A 15,196-nucleotide genomic window follows, 5' to 3' on the forward strand; every position below is an offset into this window, starting at 1 on the left:
ACTCTGCAAGACAGTTACTCCCACCAGTAAGAGCCAGCCTTGCTGGCGAACACCATGGTGAATTCATCAGGTTGCTGGCATTGTGCAGCTTTCCCCGCGCAAAGGACGCGCACCATGGCCCTGCACCTCTGGTTGACCTTCTCCTTCGCCTACCTGCTGACCTCGCTCATCCCCGGCCCCAACGTCCTGCTGACCGTGCGCAACGCCTTGCGCTACGGCCCCTCCGGCATGGGCATGACCTTGTTCGGCAACCTTACCGCGCAACTGCTGACCATCACCGCCGTGGCCATGGGCGTCGGTGCCCTGCTGATCTCGCTGCCCACGGCATTCCTGGTACTGAAGCTGGCCGGCGCTGGCTACCTGATCTACCTAGGCCTGCGCCAACTGCTGGCGCCCAGCGGCACCTCGGCTGCGGCCGCCCCGGCAGTAGTGACAGCGCCCCAGACACAATGGCGCATCGCCGTCGAGGCCTTCCTGGTTTCGGTGAGCAACCCCAAGACTTTGGTGTTCTTCTGCGCCTTCCTGCCGCAGTTCCTCGAGCCCGGGCGGCCGATCTTCGGCCAGTTCGCGGCGATGTACCTGAGCGGCTCGCTGATCGTCTGCCTGGTGCATTCGTTCTATTGTTTCACCGCCTACCGCTTCGGCGTGCGCCTGAAAGCCTCGTCCCTGGCCGCCTGGTTCAAGCGGGCCAGCGGCGCGCTGTTCATCGGCCTGGGCGTGCGCCTGCTCAATGCCAGGGCGGGGTAGGCCGCACTAGGCCTCCCAGGGCACACCACCTTCCCAACGCGCCACCAGCAGGTCGATGAACCCACGCACCCGCGGCGACAGGTGCCTGCGGCTTGGATAGACGATACGGATCGGGTCGGCGGGCGGTCGGAAATCGTGCAGCACTTCCACCAGCGCCCCGCTGCGCAGGTCACCCCCGGTGATGTAGGTCGGCAGGTGAATCAACCCGAACCCCGCCCGCGCACCTTCGAGCATCGCCTCGGAACTGTCGATATTCAGCCGCCCCGGCTCTTCGCACAGGTGCAGGCCTTGCTCGGTGCGAAAGCGCCAGGGGCTGGCCTTCTCCCCCGCCAGAAACGCGATCTTGTCATGCCCGTACAAGTCCGCCGGCACCTGCGGGGTGCCATGTTGGCGCAGATACTCGGGCGAGGCGCAGGTGGCGAACTGCTGCCAGGCCACGGTGCGGGTCAGCAGCTGCGAGTCCTCCTTGGGCGCGCCGATGCGCACGGCCACGTCGACGCCCTCCTCGACCAGGTCGACGAAACGGTCGGTGAAGCGGATATCCGCGCGCAGCTGCGGCCACTGCTTCAGGTAGGCATCGAGAATCGGCAGCACGTGGCGCTGGCCGAACGACAACGGCGCGGTCAGGCGCAGGGTGCCGGAGGGCTTGTTGCGGCGCTGGGCCATGGTGGTCTCGACCTCGTCCAGGTCGTCGAGGATCTGCCGCCAGCGCTCGAACGCCACCAGCCCCTCGTCGGTCAGGCTCAGCTTGCGCGTGGTGCGGTTGAGCAGGCGCACCGCCATGCGCGCCTCCAGGCGGGCGATGCTCTTGCCCACGGCCGAGCGGGTCAGCCCCAGGCTCGCCGCCGCGGCGGTGAAGCTGCCGGCCTTCGCGGCGCTGACGAAGGCGGCGATATCGCCGAAGCGGTTGGGTTCCATGCTGGGCTCCTGGACAAGACAAGGCCTGCTAGATGGGTGCGTTTGGGCCTATTGCAAGGGTCAGCGCGCCTGGGACAGGTATTTGTCCATCCAGCTGGCCAGCGGCAACGGCGGTTGCGGCGCGAGGATGCGTCGCCAGATCAGCTTGAGGTCCTCGGCATTGAACATCGAACTGACCCCAGCGCCAGTCCACGGCCGTGGCTGGATCGCGGCCCACTGCCCGGCCCCGTCGCGGCGAGCCATCTCGAAGCGAAAGCTGTAGTTGCCCGGGGTGCCCATGCGCAGGTCGCTGACCACCAGCGAATCGCCCACCACGTCGTAGCGCAGCCAGTTGCCGGTGAACCAGCGCAGGCGCTCGTACAGCGGCACGCCTTCGAGCACCTGCGCCGCCGCCAGGTTCAGCGGCTGGCGCTGCATCTCTGGCGGCGCACGGTCGAACCAGCTGCTCACGCCCTCGTAGTAATCGCCCTCCGGCGTCTTCGCCAGCACCCGCCAGATCAGGCTGTTGAAGGCCAGCGGCACTGCGCGCACCTCGCTCACGGCAATACCCTGCTGGTCCAGCGCCTGCTGGAAGCGGTGCTCGGCGGCGACACGCCCGGCCAGGCCGAAGCCCAGGTAGGCGGTGCTGAAGGCCAACGCCAGGGCCAGCATCGGCATTGCCCTGCCGGCCAGGCCACGAACCAGCGCGTAGCCGACCGCCAGCAGCAACGGCACGGTATAGACCGGGTCGATGATGAACACCGCCGCCCAACTCGCCGGTATCGGCTGCAAGGGCCAGAACAGCTGGGTGCCATAGACGGTGAAGGCATCGAGGATCGGGTGGGTGACCAGCACCAGCCAGAACGCCAGGAAGGCCCTCGGCCAGGTGTAGCCCTTCTCGGGCCAGCGCCGCTGCCCCAGCCAGGTGACCAACAGGGCCAGCAGCAGCGCAAGGCCGGTGAGCACGAACAGCGAATGGGAGAACCCGCGGTGATAGGTCATCCGTGACACCGGGTCGGCGTAGCGGATGACCACGTCGAGGTCCGGCAGGGTGGCCAGGGCGGCGCCGTAGAACAGCGAGCGACGGCCCTGGATGCGGCCCAGCACGGTGCCCTGCAGGGCGGCGCCGAGGACGGCTTGGGTGAGTGAGTCCAAAAGGGAGGCTCCACAAGAATGATTCGCGGAACCTACCTGCATACCGCCAGCCAGTGCAAATCTGAATGCCTGCACCGGCCCTGTTCGCCGGCTTGCCGGCAAACAGGGCCGAGCGGATCAGAACAACTGCCAGGTGTACACCAGGATCAGGCGGTTCTCGTCGATATCACTGCGGTAGTTCGACCGCGCCATGGCGTTCCTCACCCGGATCCCCAGCCCCTTGAGCACCCCGCCCTGCACCGCGTAGCCCAGGTCGATGTCGCGCTCGCGGTCCTTGCCCTCGAAGCCCTGCCCCGTGTCGACGTTGTTGCCGGTGATGTAGCGCACCGTCGCCGTCAGCCCGGGAATGCCCAGGGCGGCGAAGTTGTAGTCGTAGCGCAACTGGTAGGAGCGCTCGTCGGTGTAGGCGAACTCGTAGGTTGGCACTTCGTTGCCCAGCGGCGTGATGTTGGCGAACACCCGGGGGAACGGGCTGTCGCCGTACATGGCCTGGTAGCCGGCACCGAAGCTGTGGCCGCCAAGCCGCGCGGTGAGCATCGAGAAGAACGCCTGGTTGTCGATGTTGCCCAGCAACGCGTCGCCGTCTTCACGGGCGCTGAAGTAACCGAGGTTGGCGCCCAGTACCCAGTCGCCCAGCGGCTTGCTGTGCTTGAGCCCGACGAAGCCCTGCTGGTAGATATCCTCCAACTGGCCATACCACAGGCTCAGGCTGCTCTGGCTGGCGTTGAAGGCGTAGTCGCCGCCCACATAGTTGAAGGCATCGCTGGCGACCTGGCGCTGGGGCACATGGCCGAGCATGGCGTTGAGCTTGCCGTCGCCCGCTTCGTTGCGCAGGTGGCTGGAACTCAGGTGACCGGTTTGCAGGGTCAGGCCATCGAGTTCAGCGGAACTCAGGCTCACGCCCTGGTAGGTGGGCGGCAGCAGGCGGATATCGCTGAAGGTCAGCACCGGCAGGTTGGGTTGCAGTTCGCCGACACGCAACTCGGTTTTCGACAGCCTTGCCTTGAACGTCGGCGCCAGGCGGCTGTACTCGCCGGCGGCGCGGCCATCGCCATGCACCGGCAGCAGCCCGGTGTTGACCCGGTCCGGGCTGCTGTCGAGCCTGATCCCCAGCAGGCCCAACGCATCCACGCCAAAGCCGACGGTGCCGGGGGTGTAGCCGGACTTGAAATCGAGGATGAAACCCTGGGCCCACTCCTCGGCTTTTGATTGCCGATTGGCGCCGACGATATCCGAGAAGTCCCGGCTGAAGTAATAGTTGCGGGCGCTCAGGCTGGCCTTGGCATCCTCGAAAAAGCCGCCGTCGGCGGCCAGCAAAGGTTGGCTGAGCAGGCTCAGGCCGATGGCGACACAAGGGGTGTGGTTCATTCCGAAGCTCTCTGATCTTGTTGTTATGTGATGAAGCGCTGAACCGTGGGGGTGATGCCGAAGTAGGCCTCCCTACTCGGCGGTTGCGGCTTGTGGTCGAGGGCGACGCAGGCTGCCCAGGGCATGGGCCAGGAGCCCGAACAGCAAGCCCCAGAACGCCGCCGACAAGCCGAGGAAGGCCACGCCCGAGGCCGTGACCAGGAAGGTGAACAACCCGGCGTCGCGCTCGCCGGGGTCGGCCAGGCTGCGTGTCAGGGCCTCGCTGATCGCGCCATACAGGGCCAGGCCGGCGAGCGTGGCCACCAGCGCGGCGGGGAACGCCGCGAACAGCGAGATGAGGGTGGCGCCGGCGATGCCCAGCACCAGGTACAGCGCGCTGCCCGCCACTGCGGCCACATAGCGGCGGCGCGGATCTTCATGGGCCTCGCGCCCCGTGCACAGGCTGGCGGTGACAGCCGCCAGGTTCAGCCCATGGCAGCCGAACGGCGCAAGCAAGGCGCCCACCACCGCGCTGGCACTGATCAAAGGGCTGGCCGGCGTGCCGTAGCCGGCGTTGCGCAGCACCGCCATGCCCGGCATGAACTGGCCGGTGAGCGCCACCAATACCAGGGGCAAGGCCAGGTTGAGCGTCGCCAGCAGGCTGAACTGCGGCACCATCCATTGCGGCGAGGCCAGCGCCAGCACCAGTTCGCCGCCACGAAACTCGCCACTGGCCAGGGTCACCAGCGCACCGACCGCCAGCACCGCCGCCACGGCATAACGCGGTTGCGCGCGACGCATCAGCACATAGGTGACGAACATCGCCAGCACCAGCACAGGTTGCACCGGCAACGCGCGAAACACCTCGGTGCCGAAGCTGAACAGGATCCCGGCCTGCAAGCCGGCGGCGATGGAGCCCGGTAGCCGGGCGACCAGGCGGTCGAACGCACCGCTCAGGCCGATCAGCAGCACGATCAGGTTGGCCACCAGGTAGGCGCCCACCGCCTGCGCCAGGCCCAACTGCGGCAAGGCGGTGACCAGCAGCGCGGAGCCCGGGATCGACCAGGCGATCACCACGGGGGCCCGGTAGCGCAGACTGAGCAGCAGGCCGAGCGCGCCACTGCCCAGGGACACCGCCCAGACCCACGAGGACAGCTGGGCGTGGGACAGGCCGCCAGCTTCGGCGGCATGGAAGATGATCACCAGAGGGCCGGCGTAGGAGATCAGCGTGGCGATGCAGCCGGCGACCACGGCGGACAGGGAGCAGTCCTTGATCAGGGTATTCATGGCATCTCACCGGAAACGGTTGGCCAGCCTCGATGACCGGCTCTTGTTCTTGTGTCGCCTTCTTCGCGGGCAAGCCCGCGCCCACAAGACCTGCAAATTCCCTGTGGGAGCGGGCTTGCCCGCGAAGAAGCCACCTCGGTGGTTCAGGCCTCTTGCAAGGCCCGCGGCCGGCCGCTGCGCTGCTCGGCCTCGCTGCCCTGCGCCTTCTGCAACTGGAAGTCGAACTTCAGCTCGGCGACACGCCCCTGCTCGCCGTCACGGAACACCACCTCCCCCACCAGCCCGTCACGGGTGGCATAGGCGAAGTCATCCCACAGGTAGCGGTCGCCGGACAGGTTGATCTGCGTGGTCAGATGCCGATGCCCCGGCGCCGAAATGAAGAAGTGGATATGCGCCGGGCGCTGGCCGTGGCGGCCGAGCAAGTCCAGGCATTCCTGGGTCGGCCCCTGCGGATCGCAGCCATACCCCGACGGCACGATGGAGCGCGCGCGGTAACGACCATCGGCGTCGGTGACGATGCGCCGGCGCAGGTTGTACTCGGACTGGCTCTGGTCGAAGAACGAGTAGGTGCCACGGGTATTGGCATGCCACAGGTCGACGGTGGCGCCTGCCAGCGGCTGGCCGCTGGGGTCGAGCACCCGCCCTTCGAGGAGCATCAGCGTGGCCACGCCGTCCTCGCTGCCATCGTCCATGCGCGCCTCGCCCTGGGCGATCGGCGCCCCGGCCACGTACAGCGGGCCTTCGATGGTGCGCGGGGTGCCGCCGGTGAGGCCGGCCTGTTCGTCCTTGGCGTCCTGCAGCAGGTCGAGGAAATGCTCGATGCCCAGCCCCGCCACCAGCAACCCGGCCTCGCCGCGCCCGCCCAGGCGGTTGAGGTAGTCGACGGCGTGCCAGAACTCGTCCTCGCTGACCTCCAGGTCCTCGATCAGCCGCGCGGTGTCCTGCAGCACGCGCTGGACGATGCGCTTGAGGCGCGGATTGCCGTTGTCGTTGCCGAAGCCTGCGGCCTCTTCGAAGAACTGCTGCACGTCAGGGGTATGGGAAATCTTCACGGTCATGATCAGGTACCTCGTGTTGTTCTTGTCGTGTGGGGTTCAGCGGTCGTCGGTGTGGATCGACGAAGGGTGACGGCACAGGCCGTCGACCTCGATGGCCATGTAGGGGAACAGCGGCAACTGCATCAGGGTGTCGTGCAGGGCCTCGACGCTGGGCACGTCGAACACGCTGTAGTTGGCGTAGTGCCCGGCGATGCGCCACAGGTGGCGCCAGGTGCCTTCCTGTTGCAGGCGCTGGGCCAATGCTTTCTCGTCGGCCTTCAGCTGCGCGGCCTTGGCCGGGTCCATGTCCAGCGGCAGGTTCACGGTCATCTTCACGTGGAACAGCATGTGTCTCTCCTTGCGTATGTCGTTGATCTGGCGGGGGGCCCTGTAGGAGCGGCTTCAGCCGCGAACACCGGCTTGGCCGGTGCCATCCGCCGCGTCGTCCGCATCGCGGCTGAAGCCGCTCCTACAAGGGTTCAACAACTGCGGGCGAAGCGCTTCAGTTGCGCCTCGTCCAGGGTCAGGCCCAGGCCGGGCGTGGTCGGTACATGCAGCTGGAAATCGCGATACAGCGGTGGCTCGCAGACAATCTCCTCGGTCAGCAGCAACGGCCCGAACAGCTCGGTGCCCCAGGTCAGCTGGCGCAGGGTGAGGAAGGCATGCGCCGAAGCCAGCGTGCCGACCGAACCTTCGAGCATGGTCCCGCCGTACAGGGCGATGCCTGCGGCCTCGGCGATCTGCGCGGTGCGCAGCACGGCGCGGGGGCCGCCGTTCTTGGCGATCTTCAGGGCGAAGATGCTTGCCGCACCAATGGCGGCCAGGCTGAAAGCGTCCTCGACGCTTTCGATGGACTCATCCGCCATGATCGGCGCCGGGCTGCGCTGGTTCAGGCGAACCTGGCCGGCGCGGTTGATGCGCGAGATCGGTTGCTCGACCAGGTCGATGCCGTTGTCGCCGAGCACCTGGCAGGCGCGAATGGCCTGGGACTCGTCCCAGTACTGGTTGACGTCCACCCGCACGCTGGCGCGCTCAGCGAGTTCGCGCTTGATCGCCAGCACATGCCTGAGGTCCTGCTCCAACGGGTTGGCGCCGATCTTCAACTTGAACACGCGGTGGCGACGCACTTCGAGCATGTGCTCGGCCTCGGCGATATCCCGCGCGGTGTCGCCACTGGCCAAGGTCCAGGCAACCTCCAGGCTGTCGCGCACCCGCCCGCCCAGCAACTCGCTGACCGGCAGCCCCAGGCGCTTGCCCTGGGCATCGAGCAACGCGCTCTCGATGCCGGACTTGGCGAAAGTGTTGCCCTTGGCCAGCTTGTCCAGCGTGAGCATGGCGGCGTTGATATTGCCTGCCGGCAAACCGACCAGCGCCGGCGCCAGGTAGGCGTCGATGTTGGCCTTGATCCCTTCCGGGCTTTCGTAGCCGTAGGCCAGGCCACCGATGGTGGTGGCCTCGCCGATACCCTCGATGCCGTCGCTGCAGCGCAGGCGGATGATCACCAGGGTCTGCTGCTGCATCGTGTGCATGGCCAGCTTGTGCGGGCGGATGGTCGGCAGGTCGACGATGATCGCCTCCAGCCGGTCGATGGTCGGGCTTGTCATGCCAGGCTCCAGTTCAGTCAATGTTCGGTTCAGGCGGCCGCGGCCAGGGCGTTGCGTCGACCACTGGCCAGGTGCACGGCCATGGCCAGCGCGGCGACCGCGCCGGGGATGGCGAAGGCGATGAAGTTCAGTTGCAACGGCAGGTTGATACCCATCAGCGCACCACCGAGCAGCGGGCCGACGATGGCGCCGTTGCGGCCGATGCCGGAAGCCCAGCCGAGGCCGGTGGAGCGCACCGACAGGCCGTACAACTGAGCGGCGCCGGCATACAGCAGGATCTGCGTGCCGATGGTGGTGGCCCCGGCGACGAAGATCAGCAGGTACAGCACCGGCATCGGGCTGTTCACCCCCAGCAGGCTGATCGACAGCGCGGCGGCGAGGAAGAACGCCACCTTGACCTTGACCAGGTTGTAGCGGTCGCCCAGCCAGCCGCCGAAGATCGCCCCGGCCATGCCGCCGAAATTCAGCACCAGCAGGAACGACAGGCTCGAGCCCAGGCTGTAGCCGGCGTTGGCCATCAGCTTGGGCAGCCACGAGCTCAGCGCGTAGACCATCAGCAGGCAGCAGAAGAACGCCAGCCACAGGGCCAGGGTGCGCACCGCCAGGCCATCGCGGAACAGCGCCAGCACCGTGGTGCCCTGGGCTTTCCTGTCCTGCGCCTGAAGCTGGTCGGCGGCTTGCACGTCACAGTTCGGATCGAGGCGTTTGAGCAGCGTGCGCGCCTCTTGCTGGCGACCCTGGCGCACCAGGAAACCGATGGACTCAGGCAGGTAATAGAGAATCACCGGCAGCAACAGCAATGGCACGGCAGCGGCAAAGAACATCGATTCCCAACCGAAACGCGGCAGCAGGAAAATGCCGACGCCCGCCGAGAGCATGCCGCCCAGCGAATAGCCGCTGAACATGATCGCCACCAGGGTGCTGCGCAGACGCTTGGGTGCGTACTCGTTCATCAGCGCCACGGCGTTGGGCATCAACCCGCCGCAGCCCAACCCGGCGAAGAAGCGGTAGATGCCGAACTCGCTGGGGCTGCTGGCAAAGCCATTGAGGATGGTCGCCCCGGAGAACAGCGCGAAGCAGATGGCGATGCCCTTCTTGCGCCCGATACGGTCGGCCAGGCTGCCGAACGCCAGGGCGCCGAACATCATCCCGAACAGCGCGTAGCTGCCCAGGGCGCCGGCCTGCAACGGCGTCAGCCCCCACTCCTTCATGATCACCGGCAGCACCACGCCGTAGATGAACAGGTCGTAGCCGTCGAAGATCAGCAGCAGGCCGCACCAGGCCATGACCATCCAGTGGAAGGGGGTGAAACGGGCATTGTCGATGATCGGGTGGACGTCGAGTGTTCGCATGGCATCTGTCTCATTTGTTTTTGTTGTGTGATGAGCAAACCTTGCCGGGGCAGCCTTCAGCCGAGGTCGCCGCCGCCCACCGGCAGGGTCACGCCGGTGATGTACGAGGCCTCGTCGCAGGCCAGGAAGAGGATCGCGCCGACCTGTTCGTCGAGGCTGCCGTAGCGTTTCATCAGGCTGCTGGCCACGGTCTGGTCGACGATCTGCTGGTACCAGGCCCGCTCCTGTTCGCTCTGTTGGGCTTCGTTGCGGGGAATGCGCCGGGGTGGCGCCTCGGTGCCGCCGGGGGCGGTGGCGTTGACCCGGATACCGCGCCCGGCGGTCTCGAACGCCAGGCACGCGGTGAGCGCGTTGACGCCGCCCTTGGCCGCGCCGTAGGGCACCCGGTTGACGCCACGGGTGGCGACGGATGACACGTTGACGATGGCGCCGCTGCCGCGTTCGAGCATGTACGGCAGCGCGGCATGGCAGCACCACAGGGTGGGGAACAGCGAACGGCGCACTTCGGCTTCGATCTGCTCGACCTCATAGTGTTCGAAGGGCTTGGCCCAGATGGTGCCGCCGACGTTGTTGATGAGGATGTCGAGGCGGCCGAAGGTGTCCACCGCGTCGGCCATGACCCGGGCGCAGTCGCCGTGGCGCTCAAGGTCGGCGGTGAGGGTGAGCACGCCTTCGCCCGCCAGTTCATGGACCAGCTCGGAGCGGTCCACCGCCACCACCTGCGCGCCTTCGGCCTTGAGCCGCCAGCACACGGCGCGGCCGATGCCCTGGGCGGCGCCGGTGACCAGGGCGACCTTGCCTTGGAATCTTGGATGCATATGTCGTTCTCCATCGCCACATAGTTGGAGCTGCTGGCCTCTTCGCGGATGAATCCGCTCCTACAGGGACCGCGCCGGCCTCAGCATCAGCGCAGTACCTGTAGGAGCCGGCTTTGCCGGCGAATGGGCCAGTGCAGTCAGCCCAGGACAGTGGCGTTGTTGCATGAGAAAAAGAGGCCACCCTCACCCGCACGATGCGGGCAGCCCCGTGAAAACCTCAGGCCGCCGCGGCGAACTTCTCGAAGTAGAAGTTGGCCGGGCTGATGCCCTGCTCGCGCAGGTACAGGCTGACGGCCTCGACCATCGGCGGCGGCCCGCACAGGTACACGTCCACGTCACCGTCGTTGAGGTGGCCCGGCGCGATGTGCTGGGTCACGTAGCCCTTCTGCGGGTACTGGCTGTCGGGGTTGGCCACGCAGGCGCTGAAGGTGAAGTTGGGGATCCGCGCGGCCAGGGCCTGCAGGCGGTCCAGCTCGACCAGGTCGAAGTCGTTGGTAACGCCGTAGATCAGGTGCAACGGGTGCGCGCTGCCCTGCTCGGCGATCTTCTCCAGCATCGCGGTGAACGGCGCCAGGCCGGTGCCGCCGGCCAGCAGCAACAGCGGGCGCTGGATCGGGCGCAGGTAGAAACTGCCCAGTGGGCCGGCCAGGGTCATGCTGTCGCCGGCCTTGGCCAGCCCCGTGAGGAAGCTGCTCATCAGCCCACCCGGCACATTGCGGATCAGGAAGCTGACCTCGCCATCCTTCTGCAGCGAGCTGAACGAATAGGCGCGGCTCTGCTCGCTGCCCGGCACCTTGAGGTTGACGTACTGGCCCGGCAGGAACGCCAGGCGGCTCAGCGCCTCGCCCTTGATCGACAGGGCAATGGTGCTGGCCGACAGCTGGCGCACGTCGCTGATGGCCGCCTCGAAACTGGCCTGTTCGGTCTTGCACACCTGCGACGACGCCGGGATGCGCACCACGCAGTCCGACTCGGCGCGCATCTGGCAGGTCAGCACGTAGCCCTCGGCGATCTCGTCCTCGCTCAGGGCATCCTCGATGAAGTTGTCGCCCAGGTCGTAGCGGCCTGATTCAGCCTTGCACTTGCAGGTGCCACAGGCGCCATCGCGGCAATCCAACGGGATGTTGATGCCTTGGCGGTAGGCGGCGTCGGCCACGGTCTCATGGCCGTCGGCATCGATGAAGCGGGTGATCCCGTCTTCGAAATTCAGTGCGATCTGGAAGCTCATGTTGCACCTCGCGGGCGAGCCTGCCCACGGCGCGCCACAGGGCACGCCGACAGGCTCGGCCTTGGATCAGATGTGGTAGATGTCGATGACCTGGCGCACGTAGTCGTTCTTCAGCACCACCTTCTTCGCTTTGATCAGCGGCTGCTCGCCGCGCAGGTCGAGGGTGTAGAAGCTGGTGCCGAAGTAGCTGTCGGTGGTCTTGTAGCGAAAGCTCAGGGTGTGCCAGTTGAAGCGCACCTTGCAGGCGCCCTCGCCCACCTCGACGATCTCGATGTTGCTGAGGTTGTGCGAGGTGCGGGTATCCGGCACGGTGGCGCTGGAGCGCTCGGTCTTGATGCGGAACACCCGGTCTTCGAGGCCGCCACGGTTGCCGTACCAGATCAGCGAGATCTCGCTCTGCGGGTCTTCGGTCAAGGTGTCGTCGTCATCCCAGGAGGGCATCCAGAAGGTCGCGTCACTGGCATACAGTTCCAGCCACTGGTCCCACTGGGCATCGTCCAGGTAGCGCGCCTCGCGGTAGAGGAAGTCGCGCACGGTGTCATGCAGGCTCATTGCACGGCCTCCACGGGGATCAGTCGCTGTTCCTGTTCCAGGGCCTTGAGCATGGTGTCCTGCCAGTACTTGTGCTGCAGCACGAACAGCCCTTCGTCTTCAGTGCGCATACCCGACAACAGCGGCTTGAGCTCGATCTCGCGGGCCGCCTCGTCGGCGCCCTCGATCCAGTGCTGGGCGCCGCGGGACATGTCGTTCCAGCCGGTGCCGCCACCATAACCGGTCTGGCACGAGCGGAACTCCTCCAGGTCGTCCGGGGTGGCCATGCCGCTGACGTTGAAGAAGTCCTCGTACTGGCGGATACGGCTGGCGCGGGCCTCGTGGCTCTCGCCCTTGGGCGCGATGCAGTAGATGGTGATCTCGGTCTTGTTCACCGAGATCGGCCGGGCGATGCGGATCTGCGAGCTGAACTGGTCCATCAGGTACACGTTCGGGTACAGGCACAGGTTGCGCGAGTTCTCGATCATCCAGTCGGCGCGGGCCTGGCCGAAGTCGGCGGCCAGTTGCTCGCGGTGCTCGTAGGCCGGGCGGTCCTCGGGGTTGGCCCAGCGGGTCCACAGCAGCAGATGGCCGTGGTCGAAAGAGTAGAAGCCACCGCCCTGCTTGGCCCAGCCGCCGGCGCTCATGGTCTTGATCTCGTCGCCCGCCTCGCGCTGCTTGCGCTGGTTCTGGGTGGCGGCGTAGTTCCAGTGCACGGAGCTGACGTGGTAGCCGTCGGCGCCGTTCTCGGCGGTGAGTTTCCAGTTGCCTTCGTAGATGTAGGAACTGGCACCGCGCAGCACTTCCAGGCCTTCGGGGGACTGGTCGACGATCATGTCGATGATCTTCGCCGACTCGCCCAGGTGCTCGACCAGGGGCTTGACGTCGGGGTTGAGGCTGCCGAACAGGAAGCCCCGGTACGACTCGAAACGGGCGACCTTGGTCAGGTCGTGGGAGCCATCGCAGTTGAAGCTGTCGGGATAGCCGGCGTTGCTCGGGTCCTTGACCTTGAGCAGCTTGCCGCTGTTGTTGAAGGTCCAGCCGTGGAACGGGCAGGTGTAGCTGGATCGGTTGCCGCGCTTGTGCCGGCAGAGCATCGCGCCGCGGTGGCTGCAGGCGTTGAGGAAGGCATTGAGCACCCCGTCCTTGTTGCGCGCGATGAAGATCGGCTGGCGCCCCATGGTCAGGGTGAGGAAGTCGTTGTTCTCGGGGATCTGGCTTTCATGGGCCAGGTAGATCCAGTTGCCCTCGAAGATGTGCTTCATCTCCAGGTCGAACAGACGCGGGTCGGTGAACATCTCCCGCTTGCAGCGATAGACGCCCTTCTCCCGGTCATCCTCGAGCAAGGCGTTGAGATAATCGAATCCCAGGGACATGGCCAGGGCCTCCATTGTTATTGTTCAGGCCGGGTCAGGTTAGGTCCGTGGGTGAAGCGCCGATATCCGGTTCCTGCAGAGTGCTATCCATTTTGTGCACGCATGGACCACGGCAATCTGTGTCGCCTCGCCCCTGTGGGAGCGGGTTTACCCGCGAACCAGGCGACACGATGCTTGAGGCAATCACCGCGATAGCAATTACCCATTGAACGCCAGGGCCAAGGTGCAGTAAGCTCGGGCACATTCACTGGAGAGCAACATGTCGAAACAAACCCGCAACCAGACAAACCACACCGGTCGCACCGCGCGCCCCGTGCTGGCCGTTGCCGGTCGTAACGCCGTTGCCAGCTTTTATTTTGGGTATTGGTTTAGCCACTAGGCGCCGCTGATACTCAACCGGCGCCCACCTTCGAGGGGCCGCCGAACATGAGAATACTCAAACCCCCGGTCGGCTCCCCGACCGGGGGTTTTGCTTTTCCAGGCCAACGAAAAACACCGATTCAGACTGAGGAACGATTCATGAACTACATCACCTACTGCTACGCCAACACCTACACCTGGCGATTTAGCCAATCCCGTTCGGGCCAGCCTGCCGCCTCCGTTCGGTCGATTTCCGGTGGCATTGCCGCACAACAACCCCATTTGACGATCAGTCGAACACCTCGATAGGGCCGACCACGCGGGCCAGAACCCGCCGTCCGCCCAGGGAAATACACGCCATGCAAGCCACCAACCTCGCCCTGCCCCTGACTCAACCGCAAGCGGCCAACACCACCGTCAGCCAACGCTTGCCCAGCCCGCACCTGCTCAAGCAGCAGATGCCGCTGTCCACCGAACTCGCCCAGCAAGTCCAGGCTCACCGCCAAGCGATCCGCGCCATCCTCGAAGGCCGCGACGAGCGCCTGCTGGTGGTCGTCGGCCCGTGCTCGATCCACGACCCACGCTCGGCCCTGGAATACGCCGACCGCCTGGCCGCCCTCAGCCGCGAAGTCGACGACAAACTGCTGCTGGTGATGCGCGCCTACGTCGAGAAGCCCCGCACCACCGTGGGCTGGAAAGGCCTGGCCTACGACCCGCACCTGGACGGCAGCGACGACATGCACGCCGGCATCGCCCTGTCCCGCGGCCTGATGCTGAGCATGCTCGAACGCGGCCTGCCGATCGCCACCGAGCTGCTGCAACCGATGGCCGCCGGCTACTTCGACGACCTGCTGGGCTGGGCCGCCATCGGCGCGCGCACCACCGAGTCTCAGATCCACCGCGAGATGGTCAGTGGCCTGGAACTGCCCGTGGGCTTCAAGAACGGCACCGACGGCGGCATCGGCATCGCCTGCGACGCCATGCGCAGCGCCGCGCACCCGCACCGGCATTTCGGTATGGACGCGCAGGGCCATCCGGCGATCATCGAGACCCTCGGCAACCCGGACACCCATTTGGTGCTGCGCGGCGGCCACAAGGGCCCGAACTACGACGCCACCAGCATCGCCCAGGCACGCCAGGGGCTGGCCAAGGCCGGGTTGCAGGCGCGGATCATGGTCGATTGCAGCCATGCCAACAGTGGCAAGGACCCAGCACGCCAGCCGGCAGTGTTCGAGCAAGTGTTGCAACAACGTTTGGCCGGTGACCGTTCGATCGTCGGGATGATGATCGAGGGGCACCTGTTCGAGGGCTGCCAGGCGTTGGGCAAGGGCGCGCTGCAATACGGGGTGTCGATTACCGATGGGTGCCTGGGTTGGGAGACCACCGCCGCGTTGTTGCGAGGGGCAGCGCAACGGCGTTGACGCCTGCGCCTCGATGTGAGCGGCGCGCATGGCTCG

General features: G+C 66.3%; 15 protein-coding genes. 3 read left to right on the forward strand and 12 right to left on the reverse strand.

The features are described 5' to 3' along the window. Positions 1–114: 114 nt before the first annotated feature. A complete protein-coding gene (locus JYG34_RS15025) occupies positions 115–747 on the forward strand; it encodes a LysE family translocator (protein ID WP_213657194.1) in 633 nt (210 codons plus the stop codon). A 6-nt stretch (positions 748–753) separates the two neighbouring features. Here the strand turns inward: JYG34_RS15025 and JYG34_RS15030 are convergent, their stop codons facing one another. The 12 genes from JYG34_RS15030 to benA all read right to left on the reverse strand — a co-directional run bounded on the left by JYG34_RS15030 (position 754) and on the right by benA (position 13,379). Then, the gene (locus tag JYG34_RS15030) at positions 754–1,665 is read right to left on the reverse strand and encodes a LysR family transcriptional regulator (RefSeq protein WP_213657195.1); all 912 of its coding nucleotides are present in this window, start codon (positions 1,663–1,665) and stop codon (positions 754–756) included. Positions 1,666–1,725: 60 nt separating this feature from the next. Continuing rightward, positions 1,726–2,799 carry a metal-dependent hydrolase gene (locus tag JYG34_RS15035; protein WP_213657196.1) on the reverse strand — a complete coding sequence of 358 codons (1,074 nt, stop codon included), beginning with the start codon at positions 2,797–2,799 and terminating at the stop codon, positions 1,726–1,728. 117 nt (positions 2,800–2,916) lie between these two features. Next, the gene (locus JYG34_RS15040; protein ID WP_213657197.1) at positions 2,917–4,167 is read right to left on the reverse strand and encodes an OprD family porin; all 1,251 of its coding nucleotides are present in this window, start codon (positions 4,165–4,167) and stop codon (positions 2,917–2,919) included. Between the two features lie 72 nt (positions 4,168–4,239). Beyond that, positions 4,240–5,433, reverse strand: a complete 1,194-nt coding sequence (locus JYG34_RS15045) for a benzoate/H(+) symporter BenE family transporter (protein ID WP_213657198.1) — start codon at positions 5,431–5,433, stop codon at positions 4,240–4,242. A 143-nt stretch (positions 5,434–5,576) separates the two neighbouring features. Further along, positions 5,577–6,491 (reverse strand): catechol 1,2-dioxygenase, encoded by a 915-nt coding sequence (gene catA / locus JYG34_RS15050; protein ID WP_213657199.1) that lies wholly within the window; start codon positions 6,489–6,491, stop codon positions 5,577–5,579. Positions 6,492–6,527: 36 nt separating this feature from the next. After that, a complete protein-coding gene (gene catC, locus JYG34_RS15055) occupies positions 6,528–6,818 on the reverse strand; it encodes a muconolactone Delta-isomerase (RefSeq protein WP_213657200.1) in 291 nt (96 codons plus the stop codon). A 131-nt stretch (positions 6,819–6,949) separates the two neighbouring features. Next, a complete protein-coding gene (locus JYG34_RS15060) occupies positions 6,950–8,074 on the reverse strand; it encodes a muconate cycloisomerase family protein (RefSeq protein ID WP_213657201.1) in 1,125 nt (374 codons plus the stop codon). Positions 8,075–8,103: 29 nt separating this feature from the next. Further along, a complete protein-coding gene (locus tag JYG34_RS15065) occupies positions 8,104–9,426 on the reverse strand; it encodes an MFS transporter (protein WP_213657202.1) in 1,323 nt (440 codons plus the stop codon). A 56-nt stretch (positions 9,427–9,482) separates the two neighbouring features. Beyond that, positions 9,483–10,244: a 1,6-dihydroxycyclohexa-2,4-diene-1-carboxylate dehydrogenase gene (locus JYG34_RS15070; protein ID WP_213657203.1), complete on the reverse strand. Its 762-nt coding sequence runs from the start codon at positions 10,242–10,244 to the stop codon at positions 9,483–9,485. 217 nt (positions 10,245–10,461) lie between these two features. Further along, entirely contained in the window at positions 10,462–11,472 is a 1,011-nt protein-coding gene (gene benC / locus JYG34_RS15075; protein ID WP_213657204.1) for a benzoate 1,2-dioxygenase electron transfer component BenC, read from the reverse strand. Positions 11,473–11,538: 66 nt separating this feature from the next. Beyond that, complete coding sequence (gene benB / locus JYG34_RS15080) at positions 11,539–12,024, reverse strand: benzoate 1,2-dioxygenase small subunit (RefSeq protein WP_213657205.1); 486 nt, start codon at positions 12,022–12,024, stop codon at positions 11,539–11,541. Then, positions 12,021–13,379: a benzoate 1,2-dioxygenase large subunit gene (gene benA / locus JYG34_RS15085; RefSeq protein WP_213657206.1), complete on the reverse strand. Its 1,359-nt coding sequence runs from the start codon at positions 13,377–13,379 to the stop codon at positions 12,021–12,023. Before benA ends, benB begins: the two co-directional genes overlap by 4 nt. A gap of 519 nt (positions 13,380–13,898) precedes the next feature. On the opposite strand from benA, the gene JYG34_RS15090 reads away from it, so the two are divergent. Then, positions 13,899–14,048 carry a hypothetical protein gene (locus tag JYG34_RS15090; RefSeq protein WP_213657207.1) on the forward strand — a complete coding sequence of 50 codons (150 nt, stop codon included), beginning with the start codon at positions 13,899–13,901 and terminating at the stop codon, positions 14,046–14,048. A 50-nt stretch (positions 14,049–14,098) separates the two neighbouring features. Beyond that, positions 14,099–15,160, forward strand: coding sequence for a 3-deoxy-7-phosphoheptulonate synthase (locus JYG34_RS15095; protein WP_213657208.1), 1,062 nt, complete (start codon positions 14,099–14,101; stop codon positions 15,158–15,160). The last annotated feature ends 36 nt before the right edge of the window (positions 15,161–15,196 follow it).

The organism is Pseudomonas entomophila, assembly GCF_018417595.1.
Taxonomy (GTDB): Bacteria; Pseudomonadota; Gammaproteobacteria; order Pseudomonadales; family Pseudomonadaceae; genus Aquipseudomonas; species Aquipseudomonas entomophila_C.

Excerpts from the sequence above, each read along its gene's own strand:
- JYG34_RS15070 (WP_213657203.1), bottom strand. The coding sequence starts at position 10,244 with ATGCATCCAAGATTCCAAGGCAAGGTCGCCCTGGTCACCGGCGCCGCC.
- JYG34_RS15025 (WP_213657194.1), top strand. The coding sequence starts at position 115 with ATGGCCCTGCACCTCTGGTTGACCTTCTCCTTCGCCTACCTGCTGACC.
- JYG34_RS15060 (WP_213657201.1), bottom strand. The coding sequence starts at position 8,074 with ATGACAAGCCCGACCATCGACCGGCTGGAGGCGATCATCGTCGACCTG.
- JYG34_RS15065 (WP_213657202.1), bottom strand. The coding sequence starts at position 9,426 with ATGCGAACACTCGACGTCCACCCGATCATCGACAATGCCCGTTTCACC.
- benA (WP_213657206.1), bottom strand. The coding sequence starts at position 13,379 with ATGTCCCTGGGATTCGATTATCTCAACGCCTTGCTCGAGGATGACCGG.
- JYG34_RS15040 (WP_213657197.1), bottom strand. The coding sequence starts at position 4,167 with ATGAACCACACCCCTTGTGTCGCCATCGGCCTGAGCCTGCTCAGCCAA.
- benB (WP_213657205.1), bottom strand. The coding sequence starts at position 12,024 with ATGAGCCTGCATGACACCGTGCGCGACTTCCTCTACCGCGAGGCGCGC.
- benC (WP_213657204.1), bottom strand. The coding sequence starts at position 11,472 with ATGAGCTTCCAGATCGCACTGAATTTCGAAGACGGGATCACCCGCTTC.
- JYG34_RS15090 (WP_213657207.1), top strand. The coding sequence starts at position 13,899 with ATGAACTACATCACCTACTGCTACGCCAACACCTACACCTGGCGATTT.
- JYG34_RS15030 (WP_213657195.1), bottom strand. The coding sequence starts at position 1,665 with ATGGAACCCAACCGCTTCGGCGATATCGCCGCCTTCGTCAGCGCCGCG.
- catC (WP_213657200.1), bottom strand. The coding sequence starts at position 6,818 with ATGCTGTTCCACGTGAAGATGACCGTGAACCTGCCGCTGGACATGGAC.
- JYG34_RS15095 (WP_213657208.1), top strand. The coding sequence starts at position 14,099 with ATGCAAGCCACCAACCTCGCCCTGCCCCTGACTCAACCGCAAGCGGCC.
- JYG34_RS15045 (WP_213657198.1), bottom strand. The coding sequence starts at position 5,433 with ATGAATACCCTGATCAAGGACTGCTCCCTGTCCGCCGTGGTCGCCGGC.
- catA (WP_213657199.1), bottom strand. The coding sequence starts at position 6,491 with ATGACCGTGAAGATTTCCCATACCCCTGACGTGCAGCAGTTCTTCGAA.